At 45.8% G+C, this 22,771-nt stretch carries 15 protein-coding genes, 1 tRNA gene and 1 other RNA gene; 12 read left to right on the plus strand and 5 right to left on the minus strand.

The window, feature by feature from the left end; genetic code table 11:
- The gene (locus U2F10_RS30545) at nt 1-2,001 is read right to left on the minus strand and encodes a tetratricopeptide repeat protein (RefSeq protein ID WP_499874159.1); all 2,001 of its coding nucleotides are present in this window, start codon (nt 1,999-2,001) and stop codon (nt 1-3) included.
- 112 nt (nt 2,002-2,113) lie between these two features.
- Complete coding sequence (locus tag U2F10_RS30550; protein ID WP_499874161.1) at nt 2,114-3,712, minus strand: hypothetical protein; 1,599 nt, start codon at nt 3,710-3,712, stop codon at nt 2,114-2,116.
- Nucleotides 3,713-5,384: 1,672 nt separating this feature from the next.
- Here U2F10_RS30550 and U2F10_RS30555 point away from each other — a divergent pair.
- Complete coding sequence (locus U2F10_RS30555) at nt 5,385-6,047, plus strand: hypothetical protein (RefSeq protein WP_163663972.1); 663 nt, start codon at nt 5,385-5,387, stop codon at nt 6,045-6,047.
- 224 nt (nt 6,048-6,271) lie between these two features.
- On the opposite strand, the gene recF is transcribed toward U2F10_RS30555, so the two are convergent.
- Nucleotides 6,272-7,399, minus strand: coding sequence for a DNA replication/repair protein RecF (gene recF, locus U2F10_RS30560; RefSeq protein WP_499874162.1), 1,128 nt, complete (start codon nt 7,397-7,399; stop codon nt 6,272-6,274).
- A 91-nt stretch (nt 7,400-7,490) separates the two neighbouring features.
- Here recF and U2F10_RS30565 point away from each other — a divergent pair, with 91 nt between their 5' ends.
- The 6 genes from U2F10_RS30565 to U2F10_RS30590 all read left to right on the plus strand — a co-directional run bounded on the left by U2F10_RS30565 (nt 7,491) and on the right by U2F10_RS30590 (nt 14,017).
- Nucleotides 7,491-8,693, plus strand: coding sequence for a glycosyltransferase family 2 protein (locus U2F10_RS30565; protein WP_499874164.1), 1,203 nt, complete (start codon nt 7,491-7,493; stop codon nt 8,691-8,693).
- A gap of 170 nt (nt 8,694-8,863) precedes the next feature.
- Nucleotides 8,864-8,935, plus strand: a tRNA-Gln gene (locus U2F10_RS30570).
- Nucleotides 8,936-9,099: 164 nt separating this feature from the next.
- On the plus strand, nt 9,100-9,843 hold the full coding sequence (locus tag U2F10_RS30575) for a transposase family protein (protein WP_499874165.1): 744 nt from the start codon (nt 9,100-9,102) through the stop codon (nt 9,841-9,843).
- A gap of 25 nt (nt 9,844-9,868) precedes the next feature.
- Entirely contained in the window at nt 9,869-10,060 is a 192-nt protein-coding gene (locus U2F10_RS30580) for a transposase (protein WP_499874166.1), read from the plus strand.
- Nucleotides 10,061-10,209: 149 nt separating this feature from the next.
- Nucleotides 10,210-12,018, plus strand: a complete 1,809-nt coding sequence (locus tag U2F10_RS30585) for an Ig-like domain-containing protein (RefSeq protein WP_499874167.1) — start codon at nt 10,210-10,212, stop codon at nt 12,016-12,018.
- A 1,240-nt stretch (nt 12,019-13,258) separates the two neighbouring features.
- Nucleotides 13,259-14,017 (plus strand): WecB/TagA/CpsF family glycosyltransferase, encoded by a 759-nt coding sequence (locus U2F10_RS30590; RefSeq protein WP_348918294.1) that lies wholly within the window; start codon nt 13,259-13,261, stop codon nt 14,015-14,017.
- 235 nt (nt 14,018-14,252) lie between these two features.
- On the opposite strand, the gene U2F10_RS30595 is transcribed toward U2F10_RS30590, so the two are convergent.
- Nucleotides 14,253-14,777 carry an XdhC family protein gene (locus U2F10_RS30595; protein ID WP_163667079.1) on the minus strand — a complete coding sequence of 175 codons (525 nt, stop codon included), beginning with the start codon at nt 14,775-14,777 and terminating at the stop codon, nt 14,253-14,255.
- A gap of 194 nt (nt 14,778-14,971) precedes the next feature.
- On the opposite strand from U2F10_RS30595, the gene U2F10_RS30600 reads away from it, so the two are divergent.
- From U2F10_RS30600 to U2F10_RS30610, 3 genes are all read left to right on the plus strand, one after another.
- Nucleotides 14,972-16,138 (plus strand): 5-(carboxyamino)imidazole ribonucleotide synthase, encoded by a 1,167-nt coding sequence (locus tag U2F10_RS30600; protein WP_499874168.1) that lies wholly within the window; start codon nt 14,972-14,974, stop codon nt 16,136-16,138.
- A gap of 139 nt (nt 16,139-16,277) precedes the next feature.
- A non-coding RNA gene (ssrS, locus tag U2F10_RS30605) (6S RNA) lies at nt 16,278-16,461 on the plus strand.
- 107 nt (nt 16,462-16,568) lie between these two features.
- Entirely contained in the window at nt 16,569-17,042 is a 474-nt protein-coding gene (locus U2F10_RS30610; RefSeq protein WP_006517873.1) for a BAR domain-containing protein, read from the plus strand.
- Between the two features lie 71 nt (nt 17,043-17,113).
- On the opposite strand, the gene U2F10_RS30615 is transcribed toward U2F10_RS30610, so the two are convergent.
- Nucleotides 17,114-17,674, minus strand: coding sequence for a DUF2808 domain-containing protein (locus U2F10_RS30615; RefSeq protein WP_163667073.1), 561 nt, complete (start codon nt 17,672-17,674; stop codon nt 17,114-17,116).
- A 138-nt stretch (nt 17,675-17,812) separates the two neighbouring features.
- On the opposite strand from U2F10_RS30615, the gene U2F10_RS30620 reads away from it, so the two are divergent.
- On the plus strand, nt 17,813-20,407 hold the full coding sequence (locus U2F10_RS30620) for a U32 family peptidase (protein WP_499058104.1): 2,595 nt from the start codon (nt 17,813-17,815) through the stop codon (nt 20,405-20,407).
- A gap of 607 nt (nt 20,408-21,014) precedes the next feature.
- Complete coding sequence (locus U2F10_RS30625) at nt 21,015-22,628, plus strand: IS1634 family transposase (RefSeq protein ID WP_499871633.1); 1,614 nt, start codon at nt 21,015-21,017, stop codon at nt 22,626-22,628.
- Nucleotides 22,629-22,771 lie beyond the last annotated feature (143 nt).

Here is a 22,771-nt window from a genome sequence, read left to right on the forward strand (position 1 = left end):
TTAATATCGTTCCCAAAATGGTTGAAACCCTCGTCGATATAGATATCCCTGAGTTAAACTTACAAGCGCTGATTGAGCTGATTGATTGTTAGGATCGTCTGCCAAGATATCTTCATATATTTGGGATGCTTCATTTAAGCGCTGTTGTGTATAATACAAGCCTGCCAATGCCATGAGGCCACTGGTGTCATTGGGATACGCTCTTAGCAGGGTGGTATACGCTTCTTCGGCTAACTCAAATTGCTCTAAGTCAACAGCTAAATCACCTTGTGCAAAAAAGTCGGAGCGTTCTACCGCAAAATTTCCTTGAAACGAGCGCATTAGCAGCTCCTTAGCTTCAGCTTCTGATATTCTCTTTGCCAAGAGAGCTAAACGAGTCCGTCGTAAAATTTGAGAGGTTGTAGGTTGTGGGCTTTGTGCAAGCAGCTGATCGTAAAGGACCAGAGCTTCTTCATTACGCTCTTGAACCCTAAGGATCTCAGCATATCCAGTCAGAGCTGCTGCTGTAATGGACTGATCCGTCGGTCGACTGCGTAATATAGCATCATAAATATTGCTACTGGTTGCGAAATCTCCTTCGCGGCGTTCAATATCAGCTAATAAGAGCAGGCCACTACTTTGCCGATTGATCCCTAATGCGCTGTCAGCATAGGTGGCTAGTGCAGCTCGAGCAGCTTGATAGTTTTGGTTCTCAAGATAGACTTGGGCAATTCGATAATACAAGAGAGGTTCTTGTAGACCACTCTCAATAAGGGCTTGGTATAACGGCAATAATGAAGCTTCAGGGGGATCTAACCGGATTAAACCTCGGGCGATATTTCTCTGTGTGCCCATATCAACGGATGATGACTGAAGTCCTCGCAAAATATTTTGTAGGTCTGCAATCGATGCAAAACCCAGTTGTTTTTCTAGAACTCCCCTTTGAAATTTCAACCCAATATCATCTGGTTGCTGGGAAGTAAGTTGACGATAGACTTGTAAGGCCAAAGACTGCTGACCAGGTAAACCACTGAGGGCATAAGCAACCTCTCTAGCCACTCCGATAGTTACGTACTGTGAGGGTTGAGCTAATATTTCTTGATAGTGGGCAGCGGCTTCATTAGCATAAGCCGGGTTCTGACTGTAACGCCAAAGTTCATTGTATGCTCGGGCTAATGTTAGTCGAGAATCTTGACGACCTATCACAGGAGCGATAGCAGTTTCGGCCTGCTCAAATTGACCATTAGCTGCATAACTTGCTGCTAGTGCACCTCGCTGTTGCAATGTTATGTTATTTTCACCACGGCTTTGTCGTAGTGCATTTTCTAAAATTTCGATTGACCGGTCTGGATTACCAATTTCTCTTTCTGCAAGAGAATAGGCAATGGTCGCACTCCCTTGAATGGATCGTCCACTATTTTGATAGTGTCTGAACAGCTCTAATCCTTGGTTGTAGTTGCCGCTGTAGGTATAGGCTTCAGCAGCACTTAAAACTGTTTCAGGAGAAGGACTGCCGCGTAGTACGCGGGCATAATCTTCTGTAGCTTCACTAAACCGACCTTGATAGGTATAAAGCAAAGCCCGTTGAGTTAACGCACTTTGATCTTGAGGACTATTCTGTAGTAGCGTTGAGAGAGCCTCTATTCCCTGAGATTGCCACTCTGGGCGATATCCTCCTAGTTTCCCAATCGCTCTGAGTGCATCTACATTATTTGGGCTAATATCCACGATTTTTTGGTAGGTGCGAAAGGCATCAGCATCTCTTCCAGCCCGTTCATAGGACATTGCTAAACCTAAGTTAGCCTCAAGAGACTGTGGCGTGCGTTTTAATGCTCTTCGAAACTCTCTAATTGCCTGCTCTACTAAACCCTGCTCTAGTAGAGAGAATCCCTGTTGGGATGATTTCGCTTCAAGAGTAGGCGTCGTTGGTTGAGCCCATACTGGAGTCGAATTTCCAAGATGTGTGCTAGATAATAATATTGCACAAATAAAAACAGTTTTAAGATGGTGTCGATATCTCATTCTTCTGGCAGAACTTTGATAAAAGCTCTCTATCCTATGATTTTCAGTACTCTAATGTGATCAAAGAAACTTTGTACTGTCCGCTATTACTCTTTGCTCAAGGCCAACAGATCTACCAGCCAAAATCGTACCCTAGCCGAAACTGAAAGACTGTGTCCGAAAAACCGTTGGTTTGCTGAATACTAGCACCCACTCTAAACTCGTCAACGGGTTCAAAGTCATAGAAAACTTCAAAAACCTCTGGTGATACTGAGCCTTCTATCTCTCGAAGGGAATCGTTGGAGACTGTTTGACCGTAGGCTACGCCTAATCGATCATTGTCTGAAAGCAAGTCAAATAAAGTTACACCAAGACTAAAGGTCTCGCCGCTCAGATCGAGAGTCTGGTTTTCATAAATACCGTATCGTCCAAATAATCCTAAATTTGCCTCTGGAAAATAGACTTCGCCATTGATGCCATAGGAAACTTCACGATCACCTGGCAAAATACCAGTCTGTCCATTACCTCTATCAATTAGAAAACTGTTTTGGAATCCTGTATCTGCTCCTCCATCACGACCAGAAACATAGGTACCTCGGACAATTACATTGCCAGAGCGATAGGCGACTTCACCAGCGTAGCTATCAAAATTAAAGTCACTCAAATCTCGGTCTGAGGAAAACGCTGCGGCGCGGAGATCTAAGTTATCGTTAACACTCCAATTGATGAGTGCCCCTAGATTAGAGTTACCCAGCGATGATCCGATAGCAGGGCTGGTCTGAAAAGCCCCGTTAAAGAACTGAGTCGCCCCATCTTTAGCGAAACTATTACGATCAAAATAGGAAGAGAAATCGAGCTGTCCTGCTATCAACCTTAAATTTGGAGAAGATGGTAAAGAAGCCGCTAGATAAAGTTCATTAAGCCTGGCCCCCTCATCTGAAGAATCTACAAAGGCAGTGCCATTAACTGCTTCGACAGACCCTCCTATCAGTAGATTTTGACTGATTGGATACGTTGCATTAATGCGAGCGCGCCCAGAAAACTCCTCATTGCCGACAATAGATGTACCTTGGAAACTGAAGTCAGGAGCAAATGGATTATCGATTAACCCAGAGTTGCTTCTTGATGGGGAAGCTGGTGTTTCAAAGGCTAACCTTTCCTCAGAAAACGGTTGACCAGACGGAAGTTGAGAGAAGTCATTAGCTCTTGAAGACGCGGTTTGAGAAGTACCTTCGGTACCTGAGATAAGACTTTGCAAATAGGTTTGATCAGAATTAAAAAATGCCTCGTTCGTTTGTTGCTGTGATGAAGTGAAAGGCGTTATCGTGGGCAATATTTGTCGAGGCGGAACAGTATTGGGCTGTTGTAAGACAAATAAATCAGCATTACTGCAATTTTGAGTGCAAGATACTAATTGTTGCCGAACAGGTGGCTCTGGCAAGACTGAGTTAGAAAAGCTTGGTTGTAGCCTGGTTTCAGGAACTGGTAATGCAGAATATTTAGCAAGAATTTGTAGATCGTTAAGATCAGAAAAATCATTGGTTTCTACGGGTGTGAAATTGACCCATTCATTATCCTTATTCTCTTTTGATGCTGGACTAGCTGTTGCAGGGGCTGTAAAGAGAACGTTTGGGGCAACTTGCCCCAACGCTAAACCTACAGATGTTATATGAAATCCGATTTTAAGCCAGATAGGACCGTTGCTATTTTGTGTAGGCGTTGATTGAACCATATTCTTTAAAAAATACGCTAATCTAAATCTGAAAAAACAAATACGATCGATGGTCCGCGTCTAAACAGGTAGCTGCTTTAAGCGCCGATTCTTTAGCCGTTTGATTTGAAGTCGGAAAACTAAGGACCTCTGATGTCAAAAGGATCTATCAATAGCGAAGCATTCAGGACAGTTAATCTATAAAATGCAGAAAATAAATAACTGAATACTGAGATTAAAGTCTGGTCTAGCAATTTACTGAGTACTGCAACAAGGAGAAAGAAGATGCTTCTACTTAATTAGCTGTTTACCCACCGAATTGTGTGGTGACCTTGGTTCAATACGATACACCTAAATAGAATGTCAATATACTGTTTGTCTAATCTTTAAAGTTAACTAACCAATGTCATTGTTCGCCTAATTTAGTTCATCTCCTTACTCGAAGCAGGCTTAAACGCTTCAATCGTAGATTCCTCAGGTATTTCAAGATAGCATTAGACAAGTAAATTGCATCTTGCCTATGATGAAGATATTGACCTGTTCTAAAGTCCGTATTTTTCTTGAGAAATTTTGTTGAAGATTTACTTGATACATCCCAATTAGGAATACTGATAGCGTTCTTATTCTCCGGAAAAGTGCTTGATTTAAAAATCAAGAGTCGGCTACATAAAAAGAGGCTGGAATTACTACTATGAAATAATTCTGCCCCTCTCTAGAGAATCTAAATGACTAGATGATTACTATATATATATTGCCTAAAAATAATCCGCTCAAACTCGATATACAGACGTGAATGATAGAGCTACTCAACCAGAGCCAAGATGAGGTCAGGAGTAGCCATCAAATTGTCAAGATCTGCCACAGCCACACTAGCACTGGGTGTTTCAAGGATGAGCCTATGGGCGAAGAGTTAATGAAAAATACGCAATGTCTTTATTGACAGACGTATCGAGTGGCTCAAACACTTAAAGTATGGGACAGTAGCAATCTCCACTGGAGATGAATAACACTCTGGTGGTGTGAGTGATGGTGGGCAGCGAGCAGTGAAGGGGTATTCAACGTGTTTGAGCAACGATATGTATAGCTACTATGCCTAATTCGAGGCTGCATAGTTGTTTAAGCACATATGGTTTCCCAACAGGAAAGCATATTTGAGATTATTTTATAATGGGCTGCCACACTTTACAGTTAAATTAACCAATTGCAGCCGTGAACTAACTATACTGACAGGTAAGTAGAGATTAGAGGATACTTTCCTCTACGGCGAATAAGCCTGTTTTAGGGTGAAACTACCAAATAGAAAGCAAGGTGTGATAGTCATTATTAATTACGTAAATAAGACTTTGCAAATCAGCTACAGACTTCAACAGATCCCTAAGATTGCATTGCTGTACTCCATCTTTTATTACGTAATTAGGATCAGGGTCAACAATGGACATCTGCTATAAACTTAGAAGTTGTCTTCGAAAGCTCATTATGCATCTTAGCTTTCTAAAGCCAGATTATAGAGAATACTTGCAACCTTGAAGGATTAATTCCTATTAACCTTAGCCGCGTAGAGACGTTTAGATCACAAAACTCTCTTTTGCTAATAAGTAGTTCTATGTGTTGCGGAACTGGTTTGATCCTTGGTGCAACCCTTGCACGTGAGCCGTTCGATTAAATTGTGGTCTATTAGGAACGATTGGTAGTTATGAAATTTAGTACTCTTTTATCTTCTAGTCTTTTAGCGGGGGCTGTATTCGCAGTTGCAACACTCCCTATTGCAGCTATCCGATCTGACTCTATTGAAGTAAAACTTCAGGACAAGTCATTTTTCTCCAGTGATTTCCAAGAATTAGCGCTGCCCTACTTGAGTGGTGTGACATTTGTAAGTTTAGGTGCTGGTTTTACTGTATTAACTTTAGGCGGTTGGCGTCAAGCTTCTAAAAAATTAGATAAGACGCAAGCGACAATCAATCAGCTCCAACAGGAGATGGATGAGAAAAAAGCGGCACTTGAAAAGTTGAGATTCTCAGAAAAGCAGTTGAATAAGATAGGACTAGATGCGTTTTTGCATGACGATGTTAGCTTTGAAAAGCTGCAGACAGAACCTGCACAGCAATTTGATGTAGCACATGTGAAGCAGCCTCAATCAATGTCTTCCGAATCTAATGCTGCTGGATCTCAAACCACTGATGACCCTGTTGCTGAAACCCCTAGCTCCTTTCAGGGAAATACTAGTAATACAGAAAAATTTGATGCTTCCGAGGAGTCACTACAGCTAAATCATTTGCTGACAGGTTTGCAGCATATTACAAGTCAGATCGAAGTTCTGCAAGCTGCTCAAGCTAGCTCTTCTTATCAAAAAGTGTAGTTAACTTTTCTTGTCTGAGCTGAAAGTTTTAACTTTCAGCTCAGATGAAAGCGTTGCTGAATTGGTGTTTTGTGGAGATGCTCAAGGTGATCGAGCACTGCTAATAAAACTTTTGATGAAATGGGTTATGTATCCATTTTTTAGAGTAGGGCTCTTATCGAGGAATTTCTTCTAATTTTGTAGTACGTTTCCTGTGAAGACTCATGTGACTGTGTTGTTGTTCACTATGAGGTTTCTAGACAGCCATTCTTGACTTGCATGATTTGAGATAATTTGAGCCACTGGGTATCAAATGATCCTAGATGAGTAGTGGTGATGAGGGTTTGAAATCGATCTTCAATGGTTTCAAGCAGTTGATTTTGTCGATTTAAATCTAACTCAGCTAATACATCATCTAGAAGTAATAACGGTGGTTCTCCTACTATCTCTTCTATTAGCTGCAACTCAGAAAGCTTTAAAGCCAGAACCAGCGTGCGTTGTTGGCCTTGCGAACCATATTGCCGCGCTGGTGTATCATTAATCAGAAAGTTGATGTCGTCTCGGTGGGGACCGACTAATGTGGTGCGCTGGTAGTATTCGGCCATGGCGCGAGATTGTAATTTTTCTAGGAATGCCTGCTGAATTTGTCCAGCATCGTCGGTGTCCACATCTACATTAGGACTATAGAAAATTTCGAGTTGTTCGGTACTCCCACTAATGGCTTGATGCCAAGACTGGGCAATGGGAATCAATCGCTGTAGCATACGAGCTCGTCGTCGGATCACCCGAGTGCCTAATGTGGCAAGTTGGGCATCCCAGAGTGCAAGCTGAGTGGGGTCTAAGGGAGGTGTCTGCCCTGGATCTGCGGTTTGTTGTTTGATAAAGGCATTACGCTGCTTTAGTACCTGGCTATATTGCTGCAGAATATGGAGATAAACTGGTTCTAGTTGCGTGAGTAAGCTGTCAGTCCATGTCCGGCGGGTGACGGGGCCTCCCCGCACGAGTTCCAAATCTAAGCAGGAAAACTGTACGGTGTTGAGGTTGCCGAGAAAGTCTTGCTGGCGGCGTAATGTTTCGCCATTGATCACTGCTGTGCGACGACTACCTCTGCGTAAGGTTAGCTGTAAAGAAGATATGCCTAATTCCCGTTTTAGGCTAGCTTGGATTTGGGCGCTGTTGGTGTCGTTTTGTATGAGATCGCGATCGCGACTTGTGCGATGGGATTTCAACGTCGCTAAGAGTTCTACTGCTTCTAGCAAATTAGACTTACCCTGGGCATTTTCTCCCAGTAGGATCGTTTTGGGTGCCAAAAATTTAACAGCTTGGTCACTGTAATTACGAAACTGCTTTAAGTGTAAGGATTGGAGAAACATAGAAGGACCGAAGCGTTATCCCAGTCTAGAATCAGACATTGCTTTACAGTACGTTACATTTAGAGGGCGAGCGTTTGGGAGTAATGAGTTGATGATCAGCGGACAATGGATAGGGAGTGGTTTGTGGAGTTTAGCATTGGCAGTAGCGACGGTTGCGATCGCAATTTTTCATCGCCGCTTACAGGCATCCTTGGCTACCGCTCCCCGATTGCCGTTACTGCAGACAAGCCCCAATTCATTGCCAGCCGTTTCTTTAATTATTCCGGCATATAACGAAAGCGTAAATATTACAGAGTGTTTGGACGCCGCTTTAGCCAGTCATCTGCCTCATCCTGCAGATTTACAGGTGATTGTGGCCGACGATGAATCAACAGATAATACAGCAGATTTAGCTGCGGCAGTCGCCCTGACAGATGATCGTGTGCAAGTATTTACCGTGCCACCCCGACCGACTGATATTTCCTGGCGTGGCAAAACTTGGGCCTGTGCCAATGCTGTGGAAAAAGCTGTTGGCGACTATGTGCTATTTATCGATGCGGATGTACGCCTTGAGCCTGATGCGATCGCCACAGCCCTAACCGATTGCCAAAAACATGATGCCGATCTATTAAGTTGTGGTCCGGGCATTATCTGTGGGTGTTTAGCTGAATGGTTGGTGCAGCCAGTGATGATGAGCTGTATTGCCGTTGGTTTTAATTTTGAAGCGGTGAATGATCCTAAAGATACGTCAACTGCTTTTGCTGCTGGGCCATTTATGTTGTTTCGTCGTAGTGCCTATGATCGGATTGGGGGGCATCGAGCAGTGGCAACTGAAACTGTGGAAGATGTGGAGCTAGCGAAGCTGGTTAAGGGCAGTGGGTTGAAGCTACGGTATCTGCTGAGTACTGACCTGATTAAAGTGCGCATGTATCGTTCCTTTGCGGCGCTATGGGAAGGCTGGACTAAAAATTTCTATGAAGGAGGTGGGCGTAACCTAGGCGCTACTCTCTATTCTGCCTTTGCCCTGAGCCTGATTTTTGTGATGCCCTGGCTGGGTTTAGTAACTGGATTATGGAATTCCTTGTTTGGTGGTGGCGTTGGCTGGTGGGTGGTGACTGGGTTAGGCGTCTGCAGTGTTGCTCTGCAGGTGTATATGCGCTGGGCCGCTCAGCGAGTATTTAACCAGCCGTTTCGCTACTGGTGGTTGGGTTGGCTCAGTGGCGGTATTGTGGTTGCGATCGCGCTTACCTCAATCATAAAAACTGAAACTGGCTGGGGATGGACTTGGCGCGGACGATCTTTGTCAACATCCTAAGGTTCTGCACTCAGCTTAATCAGAAGGCTGCGGTTCTCAACATGATGAACACAGCCTTCGAAAAAAAATCCACATAGTTATTGACACTACAATGCTAAAAGCTGTTAATATACATTGGCTGGCAATCAATGTTGACTTTGCACTGATAGGTCTAGCTCATATCTCCTTATTGGGGTGTGGCCAAGCGGTAAGGCAGCGGGTTTTGGTCCCGTCATTCGTAGGTTCGAATCCTACCACCCCAGTTAATTTATAAGTTTTCAGCTGTGTCGACATTAATTAGCTCGGCATAGGTTTGATTTTTCACCCCGATATCACTTCTGTGCCTTGTTAATATCAACGATTGGCGTAGCCAGTATTGCTAGAAGAGACGTTTCAACATGTCTTGCCGTGTCATCCAACCAGTCTCGTGAAATGGCGCAAGCAGGTAGGACCGGATGGGGTAGAAAAGCTCCTCAAAGAAGTGTTGCAAGTCGCCTTAGAACAACGGGCGCTCAAGCTACGCGAAATTAAGCGGGTCAATGTAGACACGACGGTGCAAGCAAAAGCGATTGCCTTTCCGACCGATGCTCGATTGTATGACAAAGCGCGTCGAGCGTTAGTCAAGGAGGCTCGGAAAGCGGGTATCCAATTATGTCAAAGCTATGACCGTGTGGGTAAAAAAGTGTTATTTCAACAGAGTCGATATGGAGCGGCCCGAAAATATCGACGGGCTAAGCAACAAACACGAAAATTGCGCACCTATTTGGGACGGGTGATTCGAGATATTAACCGTAAAGTCTCTGCGCTATCGACACCCCTCAACACCTTGATGATGAGAGCCCAACAGATTTATCGTCAGACGAAAAAAGACTCGCCTAAGCTGTACAGTGTGCATGCGCCTGAAGTCGAGTGCATCGTCAAAGGTAAAGCCCATAAACGCTATGAATTTGGCTGCAAGGTGGTCCTAGTGACGACGAGCAAAACGAATTGGATTGTGACCGCCGATGCGATTCATAGCAATCCCTATGATGGTGTGACGTTAAAACCCGCGATTGAACAAGTCCACCGATTGACCGGACAGTCTCCTCAGCAAGCAGCGGTCGATAAAGGCTTTCGTGGATCAACCTATCATCCATCGACACTAGAGGTATGGGTGCGCAGGCACCCGTAAGTTTACAGGCGTTCTCAAACGGTTGGTGAAACGTCGCAGTGCGATTGAACCGGTCATTGGCCATGCCAAGCATGATCATGCGCTCAAACGAAATTACCTCCACGGCAAATCAGGGGACCGGATCAATGCCTTGTTGACAGCGTGTGGGTTTAATCTACGAAAGTTAGTCCGTTTCTTTTTCGATAACCCAACAAATCAGGTTCCGGTCGGAGTCTGATTTGGGGTTTTTCAGGGACGACTAATTACCGCTCTGCTGCGGTTGCAGACTACAACAACGATGGCTTTTTAGATTTACTGGAAACCACCTATGCCAACGATCCCACCTATCGCCTATTAGAAAACACCGGCAATAATAATAACTGGATCTTGATCGATTTAGAAGGAACCATATCCAATCGTGATGGTATTGGAGCAACAGGTTACGTAACAGCCGGTGGTGTTACTCAAATGAGGCAACAGGCTGCAGGACAACACCACAGAACGCAAGATGACAAACGTATTCATTTTGGTTTAGGTGATAAAGACACCATCAGTGAAATTCGGATTAAGTGGCCTAGCGGCATTGAGCAAGTGCTGAACAATGTTAATCCGAATCAAGTACTCCAAATTGTTGAAGCAGAGAGCCAATTTAAGGCAACTGATGATTCTGTTACTACATCCCTAGATACACCAGTCGATATTCAGGTTTTGGCCAATGATAATACTGCCTCAGAAACTGAATTTACCTTGTCTGCCGCTAACTCCAGCAATGGCAGTGTGGAGATCAACAATAATGGTACACCAGCTGATAGCAGCGATGATTTCATTACCTACACCCCTGATGCAGGGTTTGTAGGCACCGATTCATTTACCTATGAAATCAACGACGGCCAAGGTGGCACGGACACAGCTACTGTCGATGTCACCGTCATTGCCGGGAATCTGCCTACAGCAACAGATGACATTGGCACAGTTGAAGAAGACTCACAGCTCATCCTGGATGTCCTATCAAATGATACAGATCCAGATAACGATAGCTTGAGCCTGGATTCTGTACTCCCCGGCAACAACGGTACCACGACCATTATCGGCAATCAGGTACGTTATACGCCTAATGCCAACTTCAACGGGACTGACAGCTTTAGCTACACGGTCTCCGATGGTAATGGCGGTTCTGATACAGCCACAGTGAGTATCACAGTAACTGGTGTCAACGATGCGCCAGTGGCCAGTGATGATACTGCAAACACAGAGCAGAATACTGCCGTTCAAGCTCAGGCGCTTAACAATGACACGGATATCGATGATGATAACCTAACGGTCATATCGGCTAGTCAAGGAACTAATGGCAGCACATCGGTTAGCAACAACCAGATTCTCTATACTCCCAATGCTGATTTTGTAGGAACTGATTCCTTTACCTATGAAATCAGTGACGGCAATGGCGGTACATCAATGGCTACCGTCAATGTCTCTATCACTGAACCCGGCACTAACAACGGTCGCATTGAGGAAGGACTCTTAAGTCTTTACACCTTTGATGAAGGCAGTGGCAATACCGTCTTTGATGTCTCTGGTATAGGTAATCCCTTAAATCTACAAATCGACTCACTGACTGGTGTCAGCTGGGGTGATGGTGTCCTGGATGTTAATGCCCCCAACCTGATTGCCTTCAATCAAGCTGCCACTAAACTCACCAATGGGATTACCCAAACTCAAGAGCTTACCATTGAGGCCTGGATTACGCCCGATAACCTCACCCACCAGGGACCTGCCAGGATTGCTACGCTCTCTGCCAATAGCGGCAACCGCAACTTTACCCTGGGTCAGGAAAGAGCTAACTACCAGACACGTCTACGCACCACCACCACTGGCAACAATGGCACCAGAAAAACTGTCACCTCCAGTGGCTCACCCGTCGAGACGGACCTCAGCCATGTTGTCTACTCCCGCGATGCCAATGGTCTGGCTCAGCTATACGTTGACAACCAGTTAGTTGGCTCCAACATCATTGATGGTGACTTTTCAAACTGGAATGACCAGTACCAGTTTGCCTTAGCCAATGAGCTAGGTGGGGGGCGGCCCTGGCTCGGTATTTATGACCTGGTGGCGGTTTACAACCAAGCTTTCGATGCTAGCGAAGTTGAACAGAACTATCTTGCGGGTGCTGATATTTCTGTGCCTGTCGGCTTTTAAGAATGCTTGAGGGCATTTCCATAGCGATCAAGGATGATGATATCTGGGCCGATAGCGCATATCTTTCGATAGCGATGATCACGGCTTAAATGGTCCTGGTCATGGCAACTGTGCGATCCGATAGCAAGCTCATCAAGGCGGTACCTGTACAAACCTCATGTGCTCGATCCTATCGCTATGGAGGGTTCTTAATGGCCTGGGCGTAGGAATTCTGGGGTTTTAGGGTTTAGAGTGAACCGACATCGATGTCCTGAATGGTGGGATTGGCATCATGCCACTATCACTATTCAGGGCTCGAATTGTTGCAACTTAGATCAGCGCAGGCTGTTTCCACCAAGCTCTCTGGCACATTTGTCCTATTCATGACCGGCAATGCTTTAAGTATGCTGAAGCAAGTGATGCTGAGCTAATGGCACAACTGTTATTTGATGATTTTGTCAATAGTGATTGGTGGCGTTGTAAAAAGTTGTTGTAAGAACAATCTACCTGAACATGAATTTTATGTAAGTATTTCGATGGATTTTGCCTAAAAGAGGACTGCTAAGGCTGTAGTAGATGAAAAAGTTGGGTAGTGAAAGCCTCAGTTTTAAAGACTATGTATAGTTCTGTTGAGATTCTTACCGATCTTTTGTTGAGGTGGATGTTCTTTTTGTAGAATTTTCGACGATTTGTTCAAATGAGTGCACAAGCTACATAGTAAAGCAACCGCTACATACGTAAATTTATTTGCCCTCCAGCAGGAAACTATTGTTAGGACTTCTTAGTCACTAAAGTAGGTTGGGCATTATCACTACAGTGTTTTTTCGGAAAGCTGTTTGCTAATTGCTCTAGCAGTATGAGAGGCTAAAACTTTAGTCTGCCACTACTGCTTGGGGACTATTGTTGCTGTGCTTGTGTGGGTATGTATGTATTCTCATCGGTTCTTTATTATCCCATTAAGTTTATTCGATGAGTTCATGCAAGGCACGGAGTGACTATTACAGCAGTGGTATAACGCTATTGGAATGGTTGTTCAGGTGTCATCTCCCTTCACCAACAGGCCTTCAGGTTGACAGGCAAATAGTTCCTTGTATAGGACATTTGAATGATTGTTCTTGTCTTCGACCTCAGTTGTGAATGTTTTTGTATTAGTCGTAAGGTAGCCTTCTGGAAAATCATGCAGTACCAAGCTTCTGTCGTCACTTCAGACCATAATTTCAAAGACTCTTATACAAATGTATCTGCCCTAACTACCGATAAAGTGCCTAAGGTCAATATATTAGACGTTGAGATTGACAACCTTTCCCGACAGGAGCTATTAGAGCGTTTAGATGCTCACGGCGGAGTTGTGGTTACACCCAATGTGGATCACTTGATGAAACTGCAACACGATACAGACTTTCGTGACGTGTACAAGGCTGTGGACTATCGCGTTTGTGATAGCAAGATCCTGATGTATGCGGCTCAATTTTTAGGTACGCCCATATGTGACAAAATCTCAGGCTCTGACTTGTTGCCCTGGTTTTGTGATTATCACCGCGAAAATCCTGACGTGAAAATTTATTTGTTGGGTGCGGCTCCTGGTGTTGCCAAGCTGGCTCAGCAGCGTATTAATGAGCGTATTGGGCGTGATATTATTGTTGAGGCTCACTCACCTTCCTATGGCTTTGAGAAGAACCCTGAGGAGTGCGAAGCAATTATAGAGCGCATTAATGCTTCGTCTGCGAATGTCTTAGTTGTTGGTGTTGGTGCGCCTAAGCAAGAAAAGTGGATTGTGAAGCACAGAGAGAAACTATCCACCATTAAGACATTTTTGGCAGTCGGTGCAGCTATCGATTTTGAGGCAGGTCATAAGCCTCGTTCTCCTGAGTTTGTGACTGAGTTGGGTCTTGAGTGGTTGTACCGAACAATGTCTGAGCCTAAGCGTCTGTGGAGACGTTATTTGATTGAAGATATGCCTTTCTTTGGTATGGTGTTTCAACAGTGGTTAGCTAAGCGAAAGAAGCGAAAGTCAGTTTAAGTGTATTGTCAGAAAGCATTTGGAGGCTACGCCTAACTGCTACGTACTAATGCCATTTCATCACGATAAAGCCCTGAAATGTCTGTAGACATTTCAGGGCTTTTCTCTATTTTGTTAGATATAGCGCACTGCTGGATGAATATCTCCAGAGGGAAGGTTGTGCCAATCTAGATGTTCTGTTGTTATTTTCTGTTTTTTGAGAATGTTGTTGAGGAGATGGGGCAGTGGAAATGAGTTATAGCTCTTCTATGTATGCATCCTGGCCTTGGAGGTTTCGTAATGATGGAGAGTTGCGGTCAATAATATACGGGAATTGACCTGTTACTAAGGGGACAATAAGTCGGCTGGTGTGAGGTGCTTCGAGGGCATATAGCATGGCTTGGGCGGTTGCGATCGCACCCTCTCCTTGCCAGCGTGTTAACCAAACATGAACTTGATCTGTTGTGGATTTATCTTCTGTAGGTATCGAGGAGACGGCAAACATATTATTGCCGGGATCGATCACCATCCGCTGGGAAATACCTGTTTTGAGAACAGAAAATGCCTGGGTAGTTACGGTCGCCTTGACAGTGTTTTCTGTTAAGCTGCCAGCACTTTGAGCATCACCCCAGATCAGTAGCTTATCGCCTACTTGAGAATCTACGTGACCTTGGGTTGCTGTCACAATAGCCAAAACAACAGGGCCTTGGGATAGTTGATTTAAGAGGCAAGAAAACAATTCTAGTGAAGACGTTTTGGGATCAACCGTCATCTGAGTCATAGATAAAAAAGCTCTCTCGTTAGCAGAGCGCTACTATTGTGTGGGCGATTGGGACGGATTAGTCTATCTAAGCTAAGGCGAAACGTAAAGATATATTATGGCAATCATCCTTAAAAAAGACATCCTTTGTTCTGTTACAAGGGACAGTTAAAAAAGGTGACCTTACCGTTCCCTTTATAGTTTTCAAGTTGATTATGGGACAGACAGCAAAAAAAATTGGCATTATTGGCGGCGGTCAACTGGCCTGGATGATGGCCGCTGGCGCTAAAACTTTAGATTTGAGTTTGATCATTCAAACGCCAGAGCAATCTGATCCCGCCGTTGCCATTGCTGATCATGTGGTTTTTGGGGCAGTGGCTGACGCCGATACAACGGCTATCCTGGCCAAGCATTGTGATGTCATTAGTTTTGAAAACGAGTTTATTGATCTACCAGCGCTGCAACTCCTTGAGAAGCAGGGCACTCAGTTTTATCCTCAGCTGAGCTGTTTGGAACCACTGTTAGATAAATATGATCAGCGGTTGTACTGTCAGAGTTTGGGGTTGCCCTCTCCTAAGTTTGTCGCGCTAAACTCAAAGGCCGATCTGCCCCAATTGGAAACTAGCGTTGCTACTGTTGGATTCCCTTTGGCCCTCAAAACCCGTCGCCATGGATATGACGGTCAAGGCACCTTTATTTTGCAAGACCTGGATTCTGTCAAAGCTACCTGGGCAAAACTCGGCTATCAGCCAATTCTATTAGAGGCCTTTGTAGCATTTGAGCGAGAACTGGCAGTTATGGTCGCCCGTTCTCAGACGGGTGAAATCGCCCTCTATCCTGTGGTTGAATCCCAGCAAATTGATCAGGTCTGTCGCCGTGTGATTGCACCAGCAGATGTTGGCGATCCCGTGTGTCAGCAAGTGGCTCACATTGCCACTACGTTATTAACTCAGCTTGGCGTAATTGGTATGTTTGGGATTGAGCTATTCCTAACCGCTGATGATCGCGTTTTGATTAATGAGATTGCCCCCCGTACCCATAATTCGGGGCACTACACTCTGGATGCTTGTGTGACGTCCCAATTTGAGCAACAGCTACGGGCAGTGAGTGGACTATCACTGGGATCGTCTGATCTTAAATGCTCTCAGGCTCTGATGATCAATCTTCTTGGATTTGAAAGTTCCACATCAAACTATAGAGAACAGCGGGGGGCTTTAGCCGCATTGCCGAATGCCCAAGTCTATTGGTATGGCAAAGGGGAATCTCGTCCGGGACGAAAATTAGGTCATGTCACGGTGACATGCGATCGCGTCCATACCCGCGATCAGCTCAACCAACTCATTCATCAGATAGAAGCCCTCTGGTATCCCGAATCCCCTTAAAACGTGGGGACGTTCCATGGAACGTCCCCACGTTTTTGGGTTCTATTTGAAATAGTGATTGAGGTGAGGAAAACCGCTCAATCATCTCTATCGATCAACCCTTGTCGATTTACCAGGACAGTTGGTTATGATGACTCTAGTTTCACTACGACGTTGGTGACTGCCAACAATGTTTCTTGATCTATGCTTTTCACTTAAGGGCATCGAACAGGATCGCGGTGGCAGTATACCGGGCTTGTACCCGGAAACTATAAATCGCGACCACGGGCCCACCTGGATTTTCCAGGTCAAAAACTGAGGTAAGACGGCGTTGCGGTGAAACTTTTAAGATTTGAAAAGCTCTTGGTCGTTAGATCAAGAGCTTTTTGCTGTGGGGTTCACTATCCGGTAGTATTATTGATACTGTTGGTGGGTACAAATATACTATCCCATGGTTCAATACACGATTCCTCAAAGTCCCGAAAATGTATTGATCACCGTTTCTGGACGTGATTCGGCAAAAGCCCGTGAAAAGGCAATGGATCAGCTTCTAGAGATGATGGGCGATGGTAAGCTAACGGCTGATTTAGATGACGGCTTTACCCCAAAGGATTTTATTGAAGTGAAAGAACAAAAGACAGAACCCACCGCTGAGGAAAATGCAATTGTTGATGCGGTGCAGATCCTGAGCAGCTTGGCTAACTTAAAAATTAAGGTGCAAGGATCCCGCAGTGAAGCTTTGAAAGTGAGAGAACTAGTAGATTTACTGTTTACTGATGATGTCATTACTGATGAGCAGCTGGAAGAATTAAAGAATGGTTTTAAGGTGCTTAAAACCTTTGCCCAAAGTAATTTGCGCTATCGTGATGCGCGAGCTAGTGCAGAAGAAGCTCGAAAGGTATTGGATGAAGCCCTTGGTAAATAGGGGATGAAAATTAACGGTGTAGAGGCGTTACATGCACCGTCTCTACATTGTTTTTCCCCTCTGAATACGGCCTAAGGGTAAAGGCGATCGCTATCGTTATCAATAAAGTAAAGACGCCCATGGCCAGCAATGTGAGATTGAGGCTGGTCGCCTTCTGGAACAGTGATCACTCGGAATACATAGATGCCATCGAAGCGTGGATTACGCTGTGGACGTAAGCCGATGGTTACTTGTCTGCCTGGTGTAACGGGCGGATTAAATTCTACCGTCACAGCTTTGGTGTCTTCGTTGACGGAAATATTACCCAAACCTAGTTCACTTCTCTCGTCTCCGGCTGTTTCTGAAAAGGCTACGGTCTGATCTAGTCGATAGGGTTGGAGATGGCGGGTTAGATTTTGGGGTTCAATCACCACACGTTGCAAGGCGGCATCTGCATTGGCAGGCAGATCGAGAGTAAAGAAATACGTGGCATTACGACGCATGACTGAGTCGTTGGTCGTAAACGCATTGAGGAATTGAGGGGGTTGTAAAAAAGCTGTGGTGCCGTTGGCTAACTCAACAGCCTGGGCGGTGTGGGTTAATGCTATTGCTGCGATTGTGCCGATTGATAGCGCTAACCACCTAGTTTTCATGACTCAGTCCTTCAATGTTGATACCCTTATTTTGGAAAATTTTATTGGAATTGTGGGGATGGCCTGATATAACCAAGGCTGGCGATTTATGGCGGAAGCCATAATAGTGGATAGGTTCGGTGTTCCATAGGTTTGAGTATGACGATGTGTTACGGCCCTGAATTACTAGCGCCAGCAGGCACATGGGACTGTGCTAAAGCTGCAGTGGAGAATGGTGCCGATGCGATTTATTTTGGCCTGGATCGGTTTAATGCGCGGATGCGATCGCAAAATTTCACCGAAGCCGACCTGCCCGAACTCATGGCATTTCTCCACAGCCGTGGTGTGAAGGGCTACGTCACTTTTAACACGCTGATTTTTCCTGGCGAACTAGCAGCAGCAGAACGCTACCTGCGCACCATGATTTCTGCGGGGGTGGATGCGGCCATCGTTCAAGACGTGGGCATGTGCCGACTAATTCGCCATTTATCCCCTGACTTTCCGATTCATGGCTCTACCCAAATGACGGTGACCTCAGCAGCGGGGGTGGAGTTTGCCAACAATCTTGGAGCCCAGTTAGTTGTTCTTGCAAGAGAATGTTCTCTTAAAGATATTGAGAAAATACAACAACAAACAAAAGATATTGCATTGCCGCTAGAGGTGTTTGTTCATGGAGCTCTATGTGTTGCTTATTCAGGGCAATGTTTGACCAGTGAATCTCTCGGTGGACGGTCAGCCAACAGAGGTGAATGTGCCCAGGCCTGCCGTATGACCTACGATATGAAGGTTGATGGAGAACTTGTCGATTTAGGAGATAAGCAATATCTTCTCAGCCCTCAAGATCTCTCTGGACTGCCTGTGTTGCCAGATTTAATTAAGTCTGGGGTGAGCTGTTTGAAGATAGAAGGACGATTGAAGGCCCCAGAATATGTTGCCAACGTTACCCGTGTTTATCGTCAAGCATTAGACCGGGCGTTGCAGACGGTCTCTCCAGCGATCGCAACAGAAAAGGTATCTCTGAAGCTAGGTAATCGACCCATTTCCTATCAGCCAACGGCAGATGAACGCTATAACCTGGAGATGGCCTTTTCCCGGGGTCTGTATACAGGCTGGTTTCGCGGTATCAATAACCAGAAATTAGTCCATGCCCGGTTTGCTAAGAAGCGGGGAGTATACCTGGGGGATGTGGTGCGGGTGACCAGGCAGCAGGTGGAGCTACGGCCCAAGGTACCGGTTAAGGCTGGGGATGGCATTGTGTTTGACTCTGGGCATCCCGATACGGACCAAGGTGGGCGGATTTATGGGGTGGAAGATCGGGGGCGTACTGTCTGTCTGAGCTTTTCTAAGCACGGCATTGATTTGCGTCAGGTTAAACCGGGCTATAAAGTTTGGAAAACCTCTGACCCAGAGCTAGATAAGGTCCTACGCCAGAGCTACAGCGGTGAGCAGCCCCAGGTTCAGCAGCCCATTGATATCGAAGTGCATGGTGTGGAGGGAGAGCCGGTGGTTGCGATCGCCACCGATCCCCAAGGCCACATTGCCAGGGCTACATCTGCAAAGCGGCTGGAATTGGCTCGTAATCAGCCTCTGACGTCTGAAAAGTTGGTACAACAACTTTCTCGGTTAGGGAACACTCCATTTCAGTTAGGTGCTTTGACTAACTATCTGGCGGCAGGGCTGATGGTGCCAGTGAGTGAGCTGAATCGCCTACGTCGGGATTTGGTGGAGCAATTGTTGGAGCAGCGGATGCAGCCGCAGGCTTGGAAGCTGGAGGTAACGCATACCTATGGGGATTTGTTGCCGGGGGGGTTGGGGTGCGGCAGGGCAGAGCAATTGGTGGAGGCGTCGGGTGTCGGGGTTTCGGAACAATCTGCGGGTTTGTTGGGTTTTGGGGACTCAATCCAACCTACGTTACTGCCTCTTGTTCGTAATTTTGCTCAACTTCGGGCGGTTTTGGCGGCGGATATTACGACGGTTTATTGCGAGCTGGAAAACCCGGTGCGCTATCGGGACGCAGTGGCGCTTTCCCGTGAGCTGAATCCTAAGGCCCAAATCTATGTTGCTCCACCTCGGATTACCAAGCCAGGCGAACAATACATTCTCAAACAGGTGCACCAGTCGGACGCCGATGGTTACCTGGTGCGCAATTACGACCATCTAAAATTCTTTGCCCACCAGCCCTGCATCGGAGATTTTTCCCTGAATGTGGCTAATCCGATTACGGCAGATTATTTCAAGACTCGATTTGGTCTAGAACGACTGACTGCTAGCTATGACCTGAATATCTCGCAGCTACTGGACCTGCTGACTGCCACACCCGCTGATTGGTTTGACATTACGGTGCATCAGCATATGCCGATGTTCCATATGGAGCACTGTGTCTTCTGTGCGTTTCTATCTGATGGGACTGACTTTTCCAACTGTGGTCGCCCGTGCGAGAAACATGAGGTGGTACTGTGCGATCGCACGGGCACTGAGCATGTTCTCCAGGCTGATGCAGGCTGCCGAAACACTCTTTACAATGGCGTTGCCCAAACCGGTGCAGAATTTATCCCTCGCCTGATTGAGCAGGGAGCACGTCACTTTCGCATTGATTTTCTTAACGAGACACCGAACCAGGTCCAGCAGATTCTTAGCTGCTATCAACAGCTGCTAAGGGGGGACATAACTGGGCGTCAGCTTTGGCAAACCCTACAGCTATCTAACCAACTTGGTGTTACTCGGGGAACTCTGGAAAATCGCAGATCAGCATAATTTGGGTAACCGTCTCATCAGTGCCGTTGGCTGAGCGAAGTCGAAGCCAACACCCCCAGCCAGCATCTCCTTCGACTCCGCTCAGGGGACGCTTACTAATTTTGTGACTTAAATCACGTTCTTATGAACGCCTTAAATTGATGTCAAGTCAGCATTGATTGTGATTTAGATCATGTTTTTGAATGCATCAAAATTGATGTATTTGATACTTTTTAGCTCTACTTTCAAAGATATCTGAATCTAATAAATAACCCCGACATTGCTGCCGGGGTGGATTACACATAGTGGGTTTCATATAAGGTGTGCCCTAAGCACATATTCAATGTAATTAATTTCTGTACCCAACACCGTAAATACCCCGTAAATTTGCTTAAAGACTGGCTAAAGTCATCTGGCTATTTGTTTTCTCTATCCTTGAAACCAATGTAGAAAGGGGGATCTACTTTTTATTGCTTGAATATATCAAGTTTATTTTTTATTAGTCGGTGTTCAGAAATAAGTGTGTAAATTGTGACTTAGATCACCATTCTGAACGATTTTAATTAATGTTATTTCGCGCATTCCGCAGGTTAGGTTTGAAAATCAGGTAATTTAAGCGGTAACGTTTTTGCAGAGCCGCTTAAAGAAGATGCGTGTCGAGGATATTGATCACTTAGGCATCATTGCAGGGATTGTAGACCAAATCGGACTCGAAGCGCTGGTGAATGGTTGTCTAGGGACCCATGTGCAGCAAAAGGTGAGTCCGGGACAAGGGATCAAAGCCATGATTCTGAATGGATTAGGCTTTGTGAGTGCACCGTTGTATCTGTATGAAGAATTTTTTGTGGGCAAAGCAACGGAGCATCTGCTTGGCGAGGGGATTGCGCCCTCCCATCTGAATGATGATTACTTGGGTCGATTACTCGACAAAGTGTGGGCCTATGGACCCAGCAAATTGTTCAGTGTCGTCTCGATGGCAGCCTATCAAGCCTTTGGCTTAGATAGCCGTCGTTATCATCTTGATAGTAGTAGCCTGAGTGTGCATGGGGCGTATGAAAGCGCGAACAAAGAGCCGGGTTGCATTGAAATCACCCATGGGTATTCGAAAGACCACCGACCTGACTTAAAACAGTTTGTAGTGGAGACAATCTGTACGAATGATGGGGGAGTCCCCTTAGCGTTTGAGGTCGCCAGTGGCAATCAATCCGACAAAGCGGTGTTTGCAGACCGATTAAAGACGTTTGCAGAGCACTGGAGTGTCGAGGGAATCTTGGTGGCTGACAGTGCCTTATACAGTGCCGATAACTTAGCCATTTTGGGGGCACTGCGTTGGATTACCCGTGTCCCGTTAACGCTATCCGCCGCCCAATCGGTGGTTACTGAGATCGATCCAGAGGCCTTTGTGGCAAGTGAACGGGACGGCTATCGATTGGCTCGTGTGTGCACAACCTATGGGGGAATTCGACAAGGGTGGGTCGTGGTCGAGAATCAGACACGGGTCGAGACGGATTGCCAACAGGTGGATAAACAGGTTGCCAAACACCTCGTCAAGGCAACAAAACAACTGCGTCGTCAACAGACCATTGAGTTTAATTGTGCCGCCGATGCTCGCCGCCAGGCCGAGGCCCTAGCGACCCGCTGGCCCTATCACTGTTTGAGCCAGTTAGACGTGGTCGAACAGCACCACTATGCCCAGTCAGGACGCCCGAAAACAGGGGCGACACCTACCCACACCACCTATCGAATTACCGCTCAAATCGTCGCCGATGACGCTGCTATTCATCAGGCAAAGCGAAAGGCAGGACGCTTCATTTTGGCGACCAATGTCATCGATGATGACACCTTGACTGACGAAATCATTCTCTCCGATTACAAAGGGCAATCGGTCTCTGAACAAGGCTTCGGTATGCTCAAGGATCCCTTGTTTTTTACCTCCAGTGTTTTTCTCAAAACACCTGAACGCATTGTAGCTTTGGCGACCATCATGGGATTGTCCCTGATGGTGTACACTTTAGCTCAACGGCAGGTGAGACACGCCTTGGATCAGGCGAATGAAACCCTTCTCGACCAACGCAAGCGACCGACTCAAACGCCGTCCTTACGGTGGATTTTTCAGAAGTTTCAGGCAATTCACCTGGCTTGGCTCAATGAGCAACCTCAGGTTTCCAACCTCTCACCTGAACGGCTGAATATCCTCAGATTTCTTGGCGCGCCCTGCCAGAAATATTATTTGATTTGCTGACTAACCTGCGGAATGTCCGTTATTTATCATGTTTTACGCATTTAAATGGTGATGGATAGATAATGAATGTCATTATTTAAACCCAATAAATAACCCCGACATTGCTGCCGGGGTGGGTTACACATAAGGTGTTAAATATAGAG

The organism is Leptothoe sp. EHU-05/26/07-4 (assembly GCF_043421015.1).
GTDB classification, from domain to species: Bacteria; Cyanobacteriota; Cyanobacteriia; order Phormidesmidales; family Phormidesmidaceae; genus Leptothoe; species Leptothoe turfae.